This is a genomic window from Firmicutes bacterium HGW-Firmicutes-1, assembly GCA_002841625.1.
Lineage (GTDB): Bacteria > Bacillota > Clostridia > Lachnospirales > Vallitaleaceae > HGW-1.
Genome location: PHAG01000002.1, coordinates 492,483 through 509,794 on the forward strand (window position 1 = coordinate 492,483; position 17,312 = coordinate 509,794).

A 17,312-nucleotide genomic window follows, 5' to 3' on the forward strand; every position below is an offset into this window, starting at 1 on the left:
GTATGCTTATTGAACAAGAATAGAAATACAGTGCATTATTCCTTCTTTCTCTATCCAGATAATTTTATCACCAATTTTAATTGGACTTCCAACGATTGCATGATCCTCGTTAGATAACTCCATTTCTGTTAATGGAACTTGATACCACTGTCGAGCTAAGATATTATCATTTTCATAAAGAGTAAATTGAAAGCTATCATATAAGAAATAACTACCCTTTTGATCAACAAATTTGAGTTTTTGATAATCCTTAAAATCTTTAACTCTCTGCTCCAAAGAAATGATCTTATAAGTAAAACTCAATGTATCAAATACATATGCAAATACTTCATCTTTATTGTACAAATAAAAAGCAACATCATCATCTACCTTCGTATAATAATCATTATTATTCGTCATGATATGTTCAAATCTTTTATTATAAATAGTTTCGTATTGTTCAGTCAAATAATAGTTATACTTCACTATATTTTCCTTATCAAAAACGATAAGCCCATTCTTATCATAATAAACAAGTTCCGCATCATCAATTTTATATACACCACTCATTTTTTCCCATCGTTCATACTGATATAAATAAATATCATTGTTTTTTATGAGTGCGCATTGATCACCTGAAATTAATTGATAATAATTATTTCCAAGGGTATCTAACTCCATTACCCCATAATCCATGTCATATACGAATTGTTCAGTATCTGATGTAAATAATACGGTTCTATCATTCATCTCAACCTTTAAATTTTGAGCGTCAATATTTTTCGCGCTATAATCATATATGATAACCCCTGTTTTTAAATCAACAATTGAAAATCCTGAATTTTTGACTTTGGTAAGTATTGCTGTATCGTTTTTCCATACTTTACTATTAATATAATGATCCGTATATAGTTTTTCCCATAATATTCGACCATCTTCTGGAGAAATCGTAATTATCTTAGAACTACTTTTATTGTCATTAAGCAAAATATTAGTGTAACTTAAATCCTTAGCTTGCATCATGGAATTGACAAAAAACAATTCATCGTCTGTATTATAGTCCTGTTCCCAGGCAAATTTAATATTTATGTTATGTATTGGATTGCTTATGATAGTACCTACCGGAATAAATGATAACCCTGTAATAATACCTACGATTAAAATAAGTCTAGCCCTATCCTTCCAATAATCATGTACATAGGAAGACCACTCGCTCTTGCTTGAGGTAAAAAAGTCAAAAGATGTTTGACCCATGATCAATGTCAATGCTATAGAAAACAAAATAATAAAAATTCCAAAGCCCATTCTATTTTCATAAATTGTATACGGAGGAATAATCAAAAATATCGGGTACATTATAGATAATACCATTACTTGAACAATCCCAATAATAGGTAATATCGAATAATAATGTCGATCGTTATGAGCTTCTCCTGTTACAATGTGAAGTATGTAAGCAATAGATGCTTGCATAAACATAAGGCAAAGAAAAAATAAAATTTTATCACTACCAAGTGCTAGAGTCATCTTATGATAAACAGATATAACCTCAGTAGTCCTAATAAAACTATTTGAATTTGCAAAACTGGTATAGAAAGGGATTACTGTTAAAATCAACAAGGAAGGTATGAATATAATCCTAAAAAATTTACTTAGTTTCTCAAATGATCTTGCTGCCGATTCTAAAAACCAGAAAGCCATGATCGCTAATGAAAAGAAAAATGAAACCTTTAATCCATCTGCATATACACTGAAATAGATTGGTAATGGACTCGATTGGGATGTCCATAAAACGAGTATGGTTGAAAAATATGCAGTTAAAAAATAAACATTGATTTTTGTATTTATTGATCCAAATGTAAGAGATGATGCAATCATTAACTTATCATCATGGTCATTCTTAATTTTAATTCCAAATTGTTCTAAAAAAAGCTTATGGATAAAGATGTAAAAATCGTAGAAAACAACTAGCTTAGTCATAATAGATTGCGTAAATCCCATTAATAAAATGATAGGGATAGAAATTCTAAAGGCAAGCCTTCTAATTTTAGCTTGTTTCAAATACCGGATAGCGTTAATAAAAATTAGTATTCCTGGTATCAATATGAATAATCCGTCAATGATAGCTTCAATTACAAGACTAATTTCACCTTGCCTGGAATAAATATACTTGAATTCACCCCAATATAGACTTTGAAAATAGAAAATAATAATTGAAATACTAATCACTACTAAGCCGTTGGCGAAGGTTACTGCTTTTCTGTTTGCTTTTAATAAATATTTTTCTGATTCTAATGCCTTTCCAGTTAAATGTCTTGTTGCAGTAAATAGTACAAAAAGATGCACTAAGAATAATCCATGAGAAATAATTGGAACACTTAAAAGTGTTCTTACATATTCAAAAAAGCTTAGTTTACCTCCAAGCATCAAGCCAGCTTCAATGATCATCCAAAACAAAACAATTGCTTTCGTTAATAGTATCGTTTTTCTTCCGAATATAATTTTAGGTTTTGATATTATAACCTGCTCAATACGGTCTAACTTTAATGTAAATAATGCTATAAACCAAAATACGGATATAAGCATCGCATCCATAATAAGTTTAATCATTTCTAGCCACTCCTTAAATGTTAATTATTGACCTGTATGACCAAAGCCACCTTCGCCTCTAATACTATCTTCAAGAGCATCAACGACTTCCCAACTAATTTGCTCAATCTTATTAATAACCATTTGGGCAATTCGTTCTCCTCTTTTTATGATGAAATCATCTTTTCCTACATTCAACATAATTATTTTAATTTCACCACGATAATCAGCATCTATTGTTCCTGGAGAGTTGACAAGTGTAATTCCATGTTTCAAGGCAAGTCCACTTCTTGGCCTAATTTGAGCTTCGTACCCTTCAGGTAAAGCTATCTTTATACCAGTTGGAATCAGCTTAATCTCACCTTTAGGAAGCAGCTCATCCCCGTCTACACAAGCATATAGGTCCATTCCTGCTGCGAGTTCACTCATATACTTTGGAATAGGTAAATCTAATCCTTCTTCTGTTTGCTCTAAGAAAACTTTGATCTTTTGCATATTTCTTCAATCCTTTCTATGTCAATTTCTTCTAAATTCCCAATAATAGAAACACTCATTTTTAATGGATCTAATATTTCTTTAGAAAATTCAATTAGGGCTTCAAGTGTTACTTCATTGATTTTTTTAATAATTTCATCTTGAGATTTAATTGAATTTAAAATTAGTTTTGATTTTCCATAATTCGACATTCTTGAACTCATACTTTCAAGACCAATAATCATATTGCTTTTTATTTGTTCTTTTGTCATATTTAGTTCTTTTTCATTAAAACCTTTTTTTACAAGCTTGTCAAGCTCATCTAAAATACCTATGAGTACCTCTTCAATTTGCACTGGGCTTGATGCAGCATAAACATTAAATAAACCGCCATATTTATAGGATTCTGGATATGAGTAAATCGCATAAGCAAGACCTCTCTCTTCCCTAATGCTCTGAAATAGTCTTGAATTAATGCCTCCACCAATAATTGTGTTCAATATCGAAAGCATATAAACCTTTTCTGATTCATATGAAATGCTTGGAAAAGCTAAGCAAATATGCGCTTGCTCTATGTCCTTATTTTTTGCACTAAATGATTTTTGATAAGTTGCGTTATCAATTCTTTCAACAGATTTATTGTTTTTAATTCCAGAAAAGCTCTCCTCTAATTGGGTCAAAATATTATCAAAATCCATTTTCCCTACCACTGATATAACCATATTTTCAGCAATATAGTGCTTTTCTAAATAGGATAACATATCACTTCTAGAAAATTTTCTAACGTTCTCTTCTGTACCTAAAATATTGTAGCTAAGAGAATGACCTTGCCATACATTATGCTCTAACGCATCCATAACCATATCCTCAGGGGAATCCTCACACATTTTGATTTCCTCAAGGATTACACCCTTCTCTTTTTCGATTTCATCTTCTTTAAAAGTAGAATTGCAAATCATATCAGACAATACGTCTAAGGCTACTCCAAAATGATTGTCCAATACATGGGCATAGTAGCACATATATTCTTTTGAAGTAAAGGCGTTGATTCTTCCTCCAACCTCTGACATTTCATCTGCAATATCTCTTGCAGTTCTTTTGTTAGTACCCTTAAAAATCATATGCTCTATAAAATGTGAAATACCATTTGTAGAATCGTCCTCATCTATTGAACCGTTGCGTATCCATATTCCAATGGAAATGGTACGAACAAAATTATTTTCTTCTCCAATAACACATATGCCATTTTTCAATCTAGCAGTTTTTACCATTAAAAACCCTCCGATTTATTATTTTTTATATAAGTAATGATGCAATTGTCATCAAGACAGTTGCATCATTATGGAATTAGTCTTTATGCAAGCGTTATTATTATTCTTCTTCTAATATTGCTTTTCTAGATAGGTTGATTCTTCCTTGTTGATCAATTTCCATTACCTTTACCATAATTTCATCACCAAGATTTACAACATCTTCAACTTTGTTTACTCTTTCTTTCGCTAATTTAGAAATATGAACCAAACCATCTTTACCAGGTACTAATTCAACAAAAGCACCAAATGCTGTTATTCTAACTACTTTACCTGTATAAACAGATCCAACTTCAACACCATTTACAATAGTTTCAATAATTTTTATTGCTTCTTTTGCTTTTGCAATGTTGCTGCTGCAAATAAACACTCTACCATCATCTTCAATATCAATTTTAACTCCCGTATCTTCAATAATTTTATTGATAACTTTACCTCTAGCTCCAATAACCTCACTGATTTTCTCTGGATTGATTGTCATTTGAAGAATTTTAGGTGCATACTCTGATAACTCAGCTCTAGGTTTATCTATAGCCTTTAACATAACTTCATCTAGGATATATAGTCTAGCTTTTCTAGTTTGTAAAATTGATTTTTCGATAATTTCTTGGCTAATACCTTTTACCTTCATATCAACTTGAATTGCAGTTATTCCTTTATGTGTTCCAGCTACTTTAAAATCCATGTCACCAAAAAAGTCTTCAAGACCTTGGATATCTGTTAATAATACATAGTCATCATCATTGTCTCCAGTAACTAAACCACAAGAGATACCTGCAACTGGTGCCTTAATAGGAACACCTGCAGCCATTAATGATAATGTACTTGCACAAATACTACCTTGAGAAGTAGAACCATTAGAGCTTAATACTTCTGAAACTAAACGTAGTGCATAAGGAAATTCAGCTTCTGAAGGTAATACTGGAATTAAAGCTTTCTCTGCCAAAGCACCATGTCCGATTTCTCTACGTCCTGGTCCTCTGTTTGGTTTTGCTTCGCCAACTGAGAAAGACGGGAAATTATAATGATGTATATATCTCTTAGACGTTGCTAATTCATCTAATCCATCTAAATGTTGCGCTTCTGAAAGTGGTCCAAGTGTAGTAATTGTCAATACTTGAGTTTGTCCACGGCTAAATAAACCAGTACCATGTGATTTTGGCAAAAAGTCTACTTCTGCAGTAAGCGTTCTGATTTCATCTAATGCACGACCATCTGGTCTTTTGTTATCTTTTAAAATCATCTTTCTTACCGTAGCTTTTTCATACTTGTACATTGCTTCATCAAGGTAAGTCAACCACTCTTCATTTATTTCTACAAGCTTTTCTTCAAGCTCTTTTTTGATCTCTGTAATACGGTCTTCTCGTATTTGTTTTACATCTGTAAATACAGCGTGTTCCATTCTATCACTACTAATGATTTCTTTTACAGCAGCATACATTTCTTTTGGAACTTCTGATTTTTCATATTCATGTTTTGGTTTGCCTTCTTTTTCAACTATGCCTTCAATCCATTGCACAATCTTTTGATTGGCTTCGTGTGCTTTCGCAATTGATTTAATCATAACATCTTCTGATACTTCATTTGCTGCTGCTTCAATCATAACGACTTTGTTCTTAGTCGATGAAACAGTTACTGTCATTTCAGTTATTTCTCTTTGGTCTTGTGTAGGGTTTAGAATAATTTCTCCATTAACTAACCCCATGATAACCGTAGATATTGGTCCCTCAAATGGTATATCAGAAATAGATAGCGCTACTGATGAACCAATCATTGCTGCTATCTCTGGTTGACAGTCGTTATCAACACATAATACTGTATTTACAATTGCACAATCATTTCGATAATCGTCAGGGAAAAGTGGGCGAATAGGTCTATCAATAACCCTTGAGGTTAAAACTGAATTTTCTGAAGGCCTACCTTCTCTTTTTATAAAACCTCCTGGTATTTTTCCAACTGCATACATCCTTTCATCGTAATCTACACTTAATGGAAAAAAATCAATACCCTTTCTCGGTTTTTCTGATGCTGTAGCTGTTGATAATACAACAGTATCTCCGTATCTTACCAAAGCTGCACCGTTTGCTTGTTCTGCTACTTTGCCGATTTCAACACTTAAAGTTCTCCCGGCTAATTCCATTGAATAAACTCTTGACATAATGATCTCCTTTAGACTTTGTGCCTAGTAATCCTTAGTCGTTAGTCTTTATCATTCAATCCCTATTGAATTACAAAAACTAATGACTAAAGGGCTTAGGGCTAGGCAATGTTTGTTTTTCTACAATTATAGCGTTCTTTGTACAATCGCAGTGTTCTTTAAAGCTCTCTCTTGCTTGCAAGATGAACTTTCCTACTGGATAAAAATTATAGAGCGGAAAAAATCTTCCGCTCTATATTATTATTACCTTCTTAAAGATAATTCTGCAATTAAGTTACGATAAGATTCAATATCATTGTTTTTAAGATATTGTAATAAACCTCTTCTTTGACCAACCATCATTAATAATCCTCTTCTTGAATGGTGATCTTTTTTGTGCATTTTTAAATGCTCAGTAAGATGGTTAATTCTAAACGTTAATAATGCAATTTGCACTTCAGGAGAACCAGTATCTTTGTCATTTCTCCCAAACTTAGTGATAATTTCTTGCTTTGTAGCTTTGTCCATAACCATGGGGCTACCTCCTATAATATAATATTATGCCAATTTCTAAGATGTGGGCGGAGTCTCCAACATCTGAGGAACGGCTACTTCCACAAAATATCTTACCATATGTCATAAATTTTGTAAACCATTATTTCAATTAACCTTAAACTTTATTGGCATAATTTCTTATTCGAAGCAAGTAATTGATTGTCACAGAATAGGCTGAAAATAAATGATATAATTTCAGTAATATTTTGCGCTCTTTTTTTGATTCTATACCATTTTATATTTTATTTGCATGCTCATCTTTGATAATGTTCTGCTAATTTTAACAATAGATTGTTATGTTTGCTGGTATTTTTTGTGCAATAGGTGTATAATTAGAAGACTTCACGATATGTCATTAATAGAAGGAGAATACCCTATGGATGTATTTGTAGCACGTCAGCCGATCTTTGATAGAAGTAATCATGTTATTGCTTACGAATTACTATACCGTACAAATGAAAACAATTTTTTTGATCATAGTGTATCTTCTAATATAGCCACATCTATTCTACTTATGAATAGTTATTATTCCTTTGGGATTGATAACTTAATTGGCAATCGATTTGCTTATATTAACTTTAGTAAGGCTCTAATAGAAAATGACATTCCCTTATTATTAGATGAATCTCACGTAGTTATAGAATTACTTGAAAATATTAAGCCTGATAATCATTTGCTCAACAAATTAGCTTACTTTAAAGAAAGAGGCTTCAAGATTGCTCTCGATGATTTTACTTTCCATTATCCCTATACCGAACTGATTGATCTAGCAGATATCATTAAGGTAGATTTTTTAAATAATACGCTTGAAGAAATCATTGGAATATTTCTGAAATATAAAAAACAAGGCAAAATTCTACTAGCTGAAAAAGTAGAATCTTATGATTTATATTTATGGGCTCGTAAAGTTGGTTTTGACTTTTTTCAAGGATATTACTTTAGTAAGCCCGTCATTATGAAGAAAACCGCTTTGCCTGATTCTGCATATCAATATTTTAGACTTGTAGAAAAGCTCAATGCACAAGAACCTAACTACAAAGAGATTGCTGGTATTATCGAAACAGATGTTACTTTGACTTACAAGTTATTAAAGCTTATTAATTCGAGATTCTCTTTAGTTAATAATATTTCCTCAATCCAACATGGGCTTGCTATTATTGGCATTAATTCTTTCAAGAAATGGTTAAGCCTTGCTATGCTTCAAAACATTGCTACGCTAAAAACACCAGAAATCGTGAAAATAGCAATCATAAGGTCTCAATTCATGGAAACAGTTGCTCGTGAATCATCCTTAAGAAAGCATACTGAAGAAATTACTTTTGTTGGTATCTTATCAGTCATTGATGTCCTTTTAGAAGCAACCATGATAGATATCCTTCATAATCTACCACTAAGCGATGAAGTTAAGAATACGCTACTAGGAGAAGATACTGATTATGCAACTATATTTAATATCCTTAAATTGTATGAGGTTGGAGATTTTCATGACCTTGTCAACTTATGTGATCGCATTCATTTTGACTCAAATAAATTACCTAAAATTTACTGTTCTTCTGTAAAGTGGGCTGAGGATTTATTTGAGTATATGCAATAACACGAAAATCGGCTGCGCCAAGTTAAAACTCTCGTTACCTATCTGCCGCTTTTCCAATTGCTTATGCAGTACTTTCATAGTAAAGAAAAAAATAGTCTCTTTTATTTTATTAAAATAGACTATTTATTTATTTAAGCATTGAAATATTGTTTCATTGCATCAATATCTAAATGAATTTGTGTCTTCAAGTCATCCAGCGTATTAAACTTCTTCTCTGGTCTTAAATAGTGATACAGATTCACACTAATTTCTTCTCCATATATGTCTTCATTAAAACCAATGATATGTGTTTCAACAATAAGGGCTTGTCCATCTACTGTAGGATTGTTGCCAATATTAGTTACTCCATTATACTCTTTGCCTCTTACCTTTACCTTTGAAATATATACTCCTCTAGGCGGCAACAACTTACTCTCGTCAGGTATAATATTGGCTGTTGGAATTCCAATACCCGTTCCAATATGCTTACCCTCTATAACACTTCCATTTATCAAAAATGGCCTTCCCATTAGCTCATTCGCTAGATCAAGATTACCTTCCTTAATTTCGTCTCGAATCCACGTGCTACTAATTACGGTTTCTCCATGCTTTAACTTATGAACAACAATGACATCAAAATCATATTCTTGCGAATATTCTACCAACGTCTTGTAATCACCTAATTTGTTTTTACCAAATCTATAATCTGCCCCAATAATAACCACTTGCGCATTAAGCTTGGTTAGAATAATTTCTTCAATAAATTGTTTGTAAGAAACTGATGCAGATTGTTTTGTAAATGGAAATTCAATATAATAATTGATACCTGCATTTTCCATGATCATTTCTTTTTCATGACTTGTATAAATTAGATCAACTGGCATTTTCCCGGTCAAAACAAACGAAGGATGTGGGAAAAAGGTAAAGATTGCTGTTTTAATTCCTTCTTCTCTTGCTATTTCTTCTGCTTTATGAATCAAGAGCATATGCCCTTTATGTATTCCATCAAAATTACCTAATACGACTGCCGTCTTAGGTAATGTCATATAATCGTTCATCACTATTTTTTCCATTTAAATGATCTCCTTAAATAAATAGCGTCCTAGGCTTTAGTATTAATTCATCATCTTCTGATTTAATGCAATGATATAGTCCAATAAAATCATCTTTTTCATCATAAATTCTATATTGACGTTCAACGATAAGTTTTATTGGTTGTACTAAATAAGCTAATTTTAGTTTATTGCCATTATATAGCGCTTTGTTGAATTCTTCCTTTACACATACTTGAGGATAGTCTAAAAAAATCCTATCTACACTCATGATCTTTTCTTCTAATTTATTATCTGCAATTAGCTGATCTAACTCATCTATTTTAAGGCTATTTTGTTTTTCAAAATCTCCTGACTTCTCTCTTATTAAGGATGTCATATGTGCTCCACAACCAAGCACTTCACCGATATCATGACATAAGGTTCTTATATAGGTTCCTTTTGAACAAGAGACTCTCAAAAAAACATTCTCTCCCTCAATAGAAATATCTGATATATCATAAAAAACAATATCTCTAGCTTGCCGCTCAACTGTTTTTCCTTCTCTTGCAAGATCATATAGTCTTTTGCCACCTATTTTTATTGCAGAGTACATGGGCGGTATTTGACTGTACGGGCCTATAAAGCTTTCAATAGCTTTTGTAATCTGTTCATGGGAACAATGAACCTCTTTAGATTCTAAAATTGTGCCAGTATGATCTTGTGTATCTGTGGACTGCCCTAATTTCATTGTTGCTGCATAGGTTTTTTCCTTGTCTATTAAATAGTCAACTGCTTTGGTTGCTTTACCAATGCAAATAGGAAGTACTCCTTCAGCTTGAGGATCAAGGGTACCTGTATGTCCAATTTTTTTAATATGAAGCTTTTTTCTCAGAATAGCTACAACATCAAAGGAAGTGTAGTCTTTTTCTTTATAAATATTTATAATGCCATCTTTCATAAAAGGTCCTCTTAAGTAATTTGGTTATGTCAGGATGACATAACCAATTGTTCATTAATCACTGATATGATTTTTTGCATAACAGTAGATAGGTGTCCTTCAAGACAGAAGCCGGATGCATTCTTGTGTCCGCCTCCACCAAAGTATTGTGCAACTTCACAAACATTCACTGCACCTTTTGAGCGCAGGCTGACTTTGTGTTCGTGTAAATCGGTTTCATATATAAACACTGAACATTCTATGTTTTCAATTTCGTTCAACATCTGAACAATGCTTTCTGTATGTTTCTTTGTTGCATTTAAGGATTGTATTTCATTTCTTGTTAAATAGGTCAATGCAATTTTGTCTAATGAAAACATTTGAAGATTTTCAATTGCTTTGCTTTGTGCTCTCAACCCAGTTAATGATTTGTAAAAGAATAACTTGCTAATAATTTCCGTAAAGTCTACACCATACGTAATAAGGCTTCCTGCAATGTTATGGGTATTTTGTGTGGTACAGCTATGTTTAAATATGCCCGTATCATAAACAATACCTGTATATAGAGCAGTGGCTATGTCCACATCAACCAAAGACTTATCATCTATCATATCATAGATGATTTCGCAGGTTGAGCTCGCAGCACTTACGACATAATTATATTTACCAAAATTCGTATTGCTAAAATGATGATCAATATTGATGATAGTTTTTGCTTTATCTATGCACTTTTGAAATTCACCAAATCTCGTGACATCTCCACAATCAAGGGAAATTAACAAATCCACTTTAGTTGGTTCCTTATCAACAATCCATTTTCCTAAGGGCAAAAAATGATAGGTGCTTGGTACATCCTTTAACAAAACATTTGCCCTAATTCCTTTTTTGTTTAACAACATAGCCAATGCTAATGTCGCTCCAACACAATCACCATCAGGATTCATATGCCCTAAAATATAAATATCTTCCGAGTCCTTTGCAAGTTCTTCAATATCCTTAAGAAGCATTTATCATTTCTCCTGTCCTTCATTATTAATGACGTCATCGATTAGTTTAGACATATTGATTCCATATTCAATAGATTGATCCATAACAAAATGGAGTTCTGGTGTAAGCCTAAGGTTCACTTTTCTTGCTAGTTCACCTTTAATGTATCCAGATGAACTTTTCAAACCTTCTTCTGTACTTTTACGAACTTCCTCATTCCCCAAAACACTAATAAAAATCTTGCAGTGTTTTAAATCTGGTGTTGTTTCTACTCTAAGAACACTAGCTAAAGGGGTTACCCTTGGGTCTTTAAGTCCTGTTCTAATAATATTACTCAATTCATGTTTAATTTCTTCATTAATTCGTGTAATTCTATTATTTGCTTTTCTCATTTTTTACCTTCCATACTATAAAAAACTGATTATATTATATTGAGATTTCTTGCTATAAAAGCTAGGTTACTCTATCTTGGTAATTCTTCCATGATAAAGGCTTCAATGATGTCGCCTTCCTTCATATCATTATACTTCGTAAGTGTAAAACCACACTCATAGCCTGTATTAACTTCCTTAGCATCATCTTTAAAGCGCTTTAGAGAATCAAGTTCGCCTTCATAAATAACGATGTTGTCTCTTAGCAATCTAACACTTGATTTTCTAGTTATCTTACCATCAAGTACGTAAGCTCCAGCAATGGTACCCACTCCAGATACTTTAAAGGTTTGCCTAACTTCAGCATGCCCAATAATTTTTTCTTTAAACTCTGGATCTAACATACCCTTCATAGCGGCTTCTATATCTTCAATTGCATTATAAATAACTCGATATAATCTAAGGTCAATTTCTTCGTTATCCGCTGTTATCTTTGCTGCTGCTTCAGGTCTAACATTAAATCCTATTATGATTGCATTAGAAGCAGATGCTAACATTACATCTGATTCATTAATTGCTCCTACGCCACCGTGAATTATATTGATCATTACCTTTTCATTTGACAATTTAACTAAGCTTTGTTTTACTGCTTCAACAGAACCTTGAACATCTGCTTTAACAATAACTTTTAGCTCTTTCACATCGCCAGCTTGAATTTGAGTAAACAAATCATCTAGTGTTACTTTATGTGGTGTATGAGTAAGTAATTTTTCTCTATTTTTTACTGTTACTTTTTCAGCTACATGTCTTGCTTGACGCTCATCCTTTGCTGTATAGAACGCTTCGCCAGCAATTGGAACCTCTGATAATCCAAGAACTTCTACTGGTGTTGAAGGTCCAGCATGCTTAACACGTCTTCCTTTATCATCCACCATAGCTCTGATACGACCATATGCAGTTCCTGCTACTATAGAATCCCCAACATTTAAGGTACCATGTTGAACAAGTACTGTTGCAACAGGGCCTCTACCTTTATCAAGCTGTGACTCTATAATGGTTCCTCTTGCATTTTTATGTGGGTTAGCTTTGAATTCTTCAATTTCAGATACAAGTAAGATCATTTCTAATAGTTGGTCAAGATTTGTTCTTTCTAGCGCTGATACATCAACACAAATAGTATCGCCACCCCATTCTTCAGCAACTAATTGAAATTCAACCAATTCCTGCTTAACACGATCTGAGTTTGCACCTGGCTTATCTATTTTGTTCACTGCTACAATAATTTTAACTCCAGCTGCTTTAGCATGATTAATTGCTTCTATCGTTTGTGGCATAACTCCATCATCTGCTGCTACAACTAGGATTGCGATGTCTGTTGCCATTGCTCCTCTAAGTCTCATAGCCGTAAACGCTTCATGTCCTGGTGTATCTAAAAAGGTAATTTTTTGGCCGTTAATTGCTACAACTGAAGCACCAATGTGCTGTGTAATACCACCGTGTTCACCTTCTGTTACTTTACTTTCTCTAATTGCATCTAATAAAGAAGTTTTACCATGATCAACATGACCCATAACTACAACAACTGGAGGTCTGCTTTCTAAATCTTCTGGTGAATCTGGTTCTTCTTTAAAGAATTCTTCTGTAATATCCACTTCTTCCATTTGTTCTACAAGAAAACCTAATTCTTCTGCAACGGATTGGGCCATATCAAAGTTGATTTCTTGATTTGCTGTTGCCATAACACCTTTAATCATTAACATTTTAATAATTTCTGATGCTTGTTTGTCTATTTTAAGTGATAAGTCTTTAACTGTAATTGTGTCTGCTATTTTAATAATGGATAGTTCTCCTTCTTTTTCAATTTGAGCTGATTTCTGTGAATTCTTTGTATTAGCTACTGATTTCTCCGCCTCAGGTTGAGCTTGTTGAGGTTGCACTTGTGGTTGCACTTGTGGTTGCACTTGTTTTGTTTGAGCTTGTTTTGGTTGCACTTGATTTGGTCTATGCTTTGGTGCTTCTTGCTTTATCTGCTCTTGTTTTTGTTGTTTTGGTAGTTCTGTCTTTTGTTGTTCTTGTTTTACTTCATTGTGCTTTGGTTCTTCTTTCACCTTTTTAGCAACATGGGATTGTTCTGCTTGAGGTGTGATCTTCTTCTCAACTTGTTTCTTTTCTTCTACTTTATGATCAACTGATTTCTTATCAATCTGTTTTTTGTCCGTTCCTTTATTCTTGTAATGTACAAGAATTTTTTCCACTTCTTCATCAGAAAGTGACCCCATATGATTTTTTACTTCAATGCCAATTTTAGCAAGTTCATCGACGAGATCTTTGTTACTCACTCCAACCTGCTTCGCGATTTCATAGACACGTATTTTTGACATTAAATCACCTCCGTAAGCCTTTTAAGCCTATATTTTTATTTTTCTTCAATTTTTGACTTTATATTTTTTGCAAAATTCACGTCTAATATACCTATCGTAGCTCTTACTTCCTTACCTAGTGCTTTTCCTAGCGTATACTTATCACTAAATTCAATCATCTCAACATTTCTAAATGTACACATATTTCTAAACTTCTTCTTTGTATTATCTGAAGCATCACCTGCTATAATAACAAGCTTTACTGTTTCATCTTTAATGGCTTTCTCAACCATAAACTCACCTGCAGCTAACAGTCCCGCCTTCATACAAAGTCCTAGTGTTGGAAAAACTTTATTCATTTTGACCTAACTCCTTTTTCATTTGCTGATATACGTCTTCTGGTATCTGGCATTTAAAGGATCTTTCTAGGCCTTTACTTTTAATGGCCAATGCTAAGCAATCTTGAGTAGGACATATATACGCGCCACGTCCATTTAATTTCCCCGTAAGATCAACAAAAAACTCATCTTCTTTATTTCTAACAATTCTAATAAGACTTTTCTTGTTTTTCATCTCTTGGCACCCTATACATTTTCTCAGTGGCATTTTCTTTTGCATATAATCACTACTCCTCAAATAAGTCCTTCTTTGCTTTTGATGCTTTTGGCTTCTTTGCGAATATATCCATATCCTCTTCTATTGTATGTGCTTGTGCAAACTTATCTTCAATAGGTATGATTACTTCATCAGATTCTAAGATAAAATTAGTTTCTTTTGCTTGTGTTTCACTTTTAATATCTATCTTATAACCCGTTAGCTTTGCAGCTAATCTTGCGTTTTGCCCTTCTTTACCAATCGCTAAAGACAACTGATAATCCGGAACAACTACCTTTGCACTTTTCACTTTAATATCTACAGCGACCTTAACAACCTTTGATGGGCTTAAAGCTGCAGAAATAAACTTAGCTGGATCTTCACTCCAAGGTACAATATCAATTTTTTCGCCCTTTAATTCATGCACTATGATTCCAACTCTTGCACCGTTATGTCCTACGCAGGAACCTACAGGATCCACATTAGAATTGTTAGAATGTACAGCTATTTTTGTTCTAGAACCTGCTTCTCTTGATATAGATTTTATTTCAACAACACCATCGTGTACCTCTGGCACTTCTTGTTCAAATAAACGCTTTATAAGCTCTGGATGAGTTCTAGATACATAAATTTTAGGTCCCTTCGTACTTTCTTTTACTTCAATTACATAGACCTTTAAGCGTTCATTAGGTGGATATACTTCTCCAGGTACCTGCTCTTTGTCAACAAGCATTGCATCAATTTTGCCTAAATTAACGACTACGCTACCTTTCACTTCTCTCTGGATGATACCAGTAACGATTTCTTTTTCTTTTGTAATATATTGGTTAAAAAGTACATCTCTCTCTGCTTCTCGTATCTTTTGAACAACAACTTGTTTTGCTTTTCCTGCTGCTATTCTTCCAAAATTTTTAGGCGTTACTTCAATGTTAACTATGTCCCCGATTTCATACGCTTTGTCGATTTCCTTAGCTTTTTCAAGGGAAATGGTAAGATGTGGATCTTCTACCGTTTCAACAACTTCCTTTTCCGCGTATACGACTACATCACCTTTTTCTCTGTCAATATTAACTTTAATGTTTTGTGATGTACCATAGTTATTTTTACACGCTGTAATAAGCGAATTTTCAATTGCTTCGATTAAGATATCTTTGCTAATACCCTTTTCCTTCTCAATCTGGTTTAATGCTAGAATAAATTCTGCATTCATTGCCTCTAATCCTCCTTAAATACTATATTTAAAAGATAACAGCTAGTCTAATAAGCGCAATATCTTTTCTGTTAAATGTCATGTTACCTTCTTTTTCAATGCTAATTACTACTTGGTCTGAGTCAAAGCTTTCTAATATTCCTACAAATTCTCTTTCATTTTTCATAGCTTTATAGAGCTTTATTTCAATAGCTTTACCAATGCTTCTTGTGAAATCCTTATCTTTTTTTAATGGCCTACTTAGTCCTGGCGAGCTTACTTCAAGAATATATGGATCCTTTATTGGGTCCGTTTTATCTAGCTCTACGTCAAGGGCCCTACTAACAACCTCACAATCATCAACAGTTACGCCACCTTCTTTGTCAATGTAAATCCTTAAATACCAAGTACCTACCTCTTTTACATACTCTACATCTACAAGCTCATAATTATTTTGCACCAAAATTGGATCCAATAATTGTTCTACGAGCTTTTCGATTTGTTCTTTAAATGACATTTCGTCACCCCTTTCACCTAAATACCTATGCAGAACCTTCATAGTTGTATATGATATACTTATTAAATACAGAAAATCGGCTCGTTTTTAAAATAAAATCCTTGATACATATCTGCCGCTTTTCCATTTGTTTATGATAATCTCTCATATTAAATAACAAGAGTGGACCAAAAGTCCACTCTCTCTTAAATGTATATATGATTTATCATCTCTTCTATTATAGCACTGATAATAGTTGTTGACAAGAAGTTTTATGAAATATTTGCAATTGATTTATACAAAGTTACGTTCTAACTTACATGGTAGGAAATCAGATGTGAACATGGAAGCCTTTTTGCAGGCTAGCATAACCATATATATTAAATACTCAATATATATTAAGTCCTTCTGCGCTAACGGTAAATATCTTAAACTATACATTATAATTATTAGCCTTTTCAGCTATTCGTTTTCGTAGATTTGAAAATACTTCTTCATGTGAATAGCGAATGTTTGTAGACTTAGCTTCCATTTCAGCTTCTTTCCATTTAAGATAAATTTCATTTCAGGTTCAGCTGTTTCATGCACTATTCTTGATATATCTGCAAAGTTGTTTCTTAAATCTGAAACTGGTCTAATATGTTAAATAATTTTTACAGCGTTTAACTTTTTATTTGAAAGAATTATAATATACGTTATAATGAAGTAAATAATTAACACCTTAATT

The 17,312-nt window shown here is 32.9% G+C and carries 15 protein-coding genes and 1 pseudogene; 1 reads left to right on the top strand and 15 read right to left on the bottom strand.

Translation table 11 applies throughout. The features are described from left to right. Positions 1-6: 6 nt before the first annotated feature. The 5 genes from CVU84_04490 to CVU84_04510 form a co-directional block, all read right to left on the bottom strand. On the bottom strand, positions 7-2,589 hold the full coding sequence (locus CVU84_04490; protein ID PKM96061.1) for a hypothetical protein: 2,583 nt from the start codon (positions 2,587-2,589) through the stop codon (positions 7-9). 24 nt (positions 2,590-2,613) lie between these two features. Next, positions 2,614-3,063, bottom strand: a complete 450-nt coding sequence (locus CVU84_04495; protein ID PKM96062.1) for a dUTP diphosphatase — start codon at positions 3,061-3,063, stop codon at positions 2,614-2,616. Next, the gene (locus CVU84_04500; GenBank protein PKM96063.1) at positions 3,039-4,313 is read right to left on the bottom strand and encodes a peptidase M16; all 1,275 of its coding nucleotides are present in this window, start codon (positions 4,311-4,313) and stop codon (positions 3,039-3,041) included. The genes CVU84_04495 and CVU84_04500 overlap by 25 nt, the downstream gene beginning before the upstream one ends. Positions 4,314-4,413: 100 nt before the next feature. After that, positions 4,414-6,510 carry a polyribonucleotide nucleotidyltransferase gene (locus CVU84_04505; GenBank protein ID PKM96064.1) on the bottom strand — a complete coding sequence of 699 codons (2,097 nt, stop codon included), beginning with the start codon at positions 6,508-6,510 and terminating at the stop codon, positions 4,414-4,416. Between the two features lie 243 nt (positions 6,511-6,753). Continuing rightward, positions 6,754-7,017: a 30S ribosomal protein S15 gene (locus CVU84_04510; protein PKM96133.1), complete on the bottom strand. Its 264-nt coding sequence runs from the start codon at positions 7,015-7,017 to the stop codon at positions 6,754-6,756. 277 nt (positions 7,018-7,294) lie between these two features. Between CVU84_04510 and CVU84_04515 the strand changes: the two genes are divergently transcribed. Beyond that, positions 7,295-8,638 carry a hypothetical protein gene (locus tag CVU84_04515; protein PKM96065.1) on the top strand — a complete coding sequence of 448 codons (1,344 nt, stop codon included), beginning with the start codon at positions 7,295-7,297 and terminating at the stop codon, positions 8,636-8,638. 131 nt (positions 8,639-8,769) lie between these two features. Here the strand turns inward: CVU84_04515 and CVU84_04520 are convergent, their stop codons facing one another. The 10 genes and pseudogenes from CVU84_04520 to CVU84_04565 all read right to left on the bottom strand — a co-directional run bounded on the left by CVU84_04520 (position 8,770) and on the right by CVU84_04565 (position 17,233). Then, positions 8,770-9,690: a hypothetical protein gene (locus tag CVU84_04520; GenBank protein PKM96066.1), complete on the bottom strand. Its 921-nt coding sequence runs from the start codon at positions 9,688-9,690 to the stop codon at positions 8,770-8,772. A gap of 13 nt (positions 9,691-9,703) precedes the next feature. Continuing rightward, positions 9,704-10,609, bottom strand: coding sequence for a tRNA pseudouridine(55) synthase TruB (locus tag CVU84_04525; protein ID PKM96067.1), 906 nt, complete (start codon positions 10,607-10,609; stop codon positions 9,704-9,706). A gap of 29 nt (positions 10,610-10,638) precedes the next feature. After that, positions 10,639-11,595 (bottom strand): hypothetical protein, encoded by a 957-nt coding sequence (locus CVU84_04530; protein PKM96068.1) that lies wholly within the window; start codon positions 11,593-11,595, stop codon positions 10,639-10,641. A gap of 3 nt (positions 11,596-11,598) precedes the next feature. Then, positions 11,599-11,967 carry a ribosome-binding factor A gene (locus CVU84_04535; protein PKM96069.1) on the bottom strand — a complete coding sequence of 123 codons (369 nt, stop codon included), beginning with the start codon at positions 11,965-11,967 and terminating at the stop codon, positions 11,599-11,601. Positions 11,968-12,038: 71 nt separating this feature from the next. Further along, positions 12,039-14,327 (bottom strand): translation initiation factor IF-2, encoded by a 2,289-nt coding sequence (locus CVU84_04540; GenBank protein ID PKM96070.1) that lies wholly within the window; start codon positions 14,325-14,327, stop codon positions 12,039-12,041. A 35-nt stretch (positions 14,328-14,362) separates the two neighbouring features. After that, complete coding sequence (locus tag CVU84_04545) at positions 14,363-14,665, bottom strand: 50S ribosomal protein L7ae (GenBank protein PKM96071.1); 303 nt, start codon at positions 14,663-14,665, stop codon at positions 14,363-14,365. Next, a complete protein-coding gene (locus tag CVU84_04550; GenBank protein PKM96072.1) occupies positions 14,658-14,924 on the bottom strand; it encodes a DUF448 domain-containing protein in 267 nt (88 codons plus the stop codon). The genes CVU84_04545 and CVU84_04550 overlap by 8 nt, the downstream gene beginning before the upstream one ends. A 7-nt stretch (positions 14,925-14,931) precedes the next feature. Then, entirely contained in the window at positions 14,932-16,110 is a 1,179-nt protein-coding gene (locus CVU84_04555; protein PKM96073.1) for a transcription termination/antitermination protein NusA, read from the bottom strand. Positions 16,111-16,138: 28 nt separating this feature from the next. Continuing rightward, positions 16,139-16,606 carry a ribosome maturation factor RimP gene (locus CVU84_04560; GenBank protein ID PKM96074.1) on the bottom strand — a complete coding sequence of 156 codons (468 nt, stop codon included), beginning with the start codon at positions 16,604-16,606 and terminating at the stop codon, positions 16,139-16,141. 412 nt (positions 16,607-17,018) lie between these two features. Next, positions 17,019-17,233: pseudogene (locus tag CVU84_04565) on the bottom strand (prevent-host-death protein). Positions 17,234-17,312: the final 79 nt, after the last annotated feature.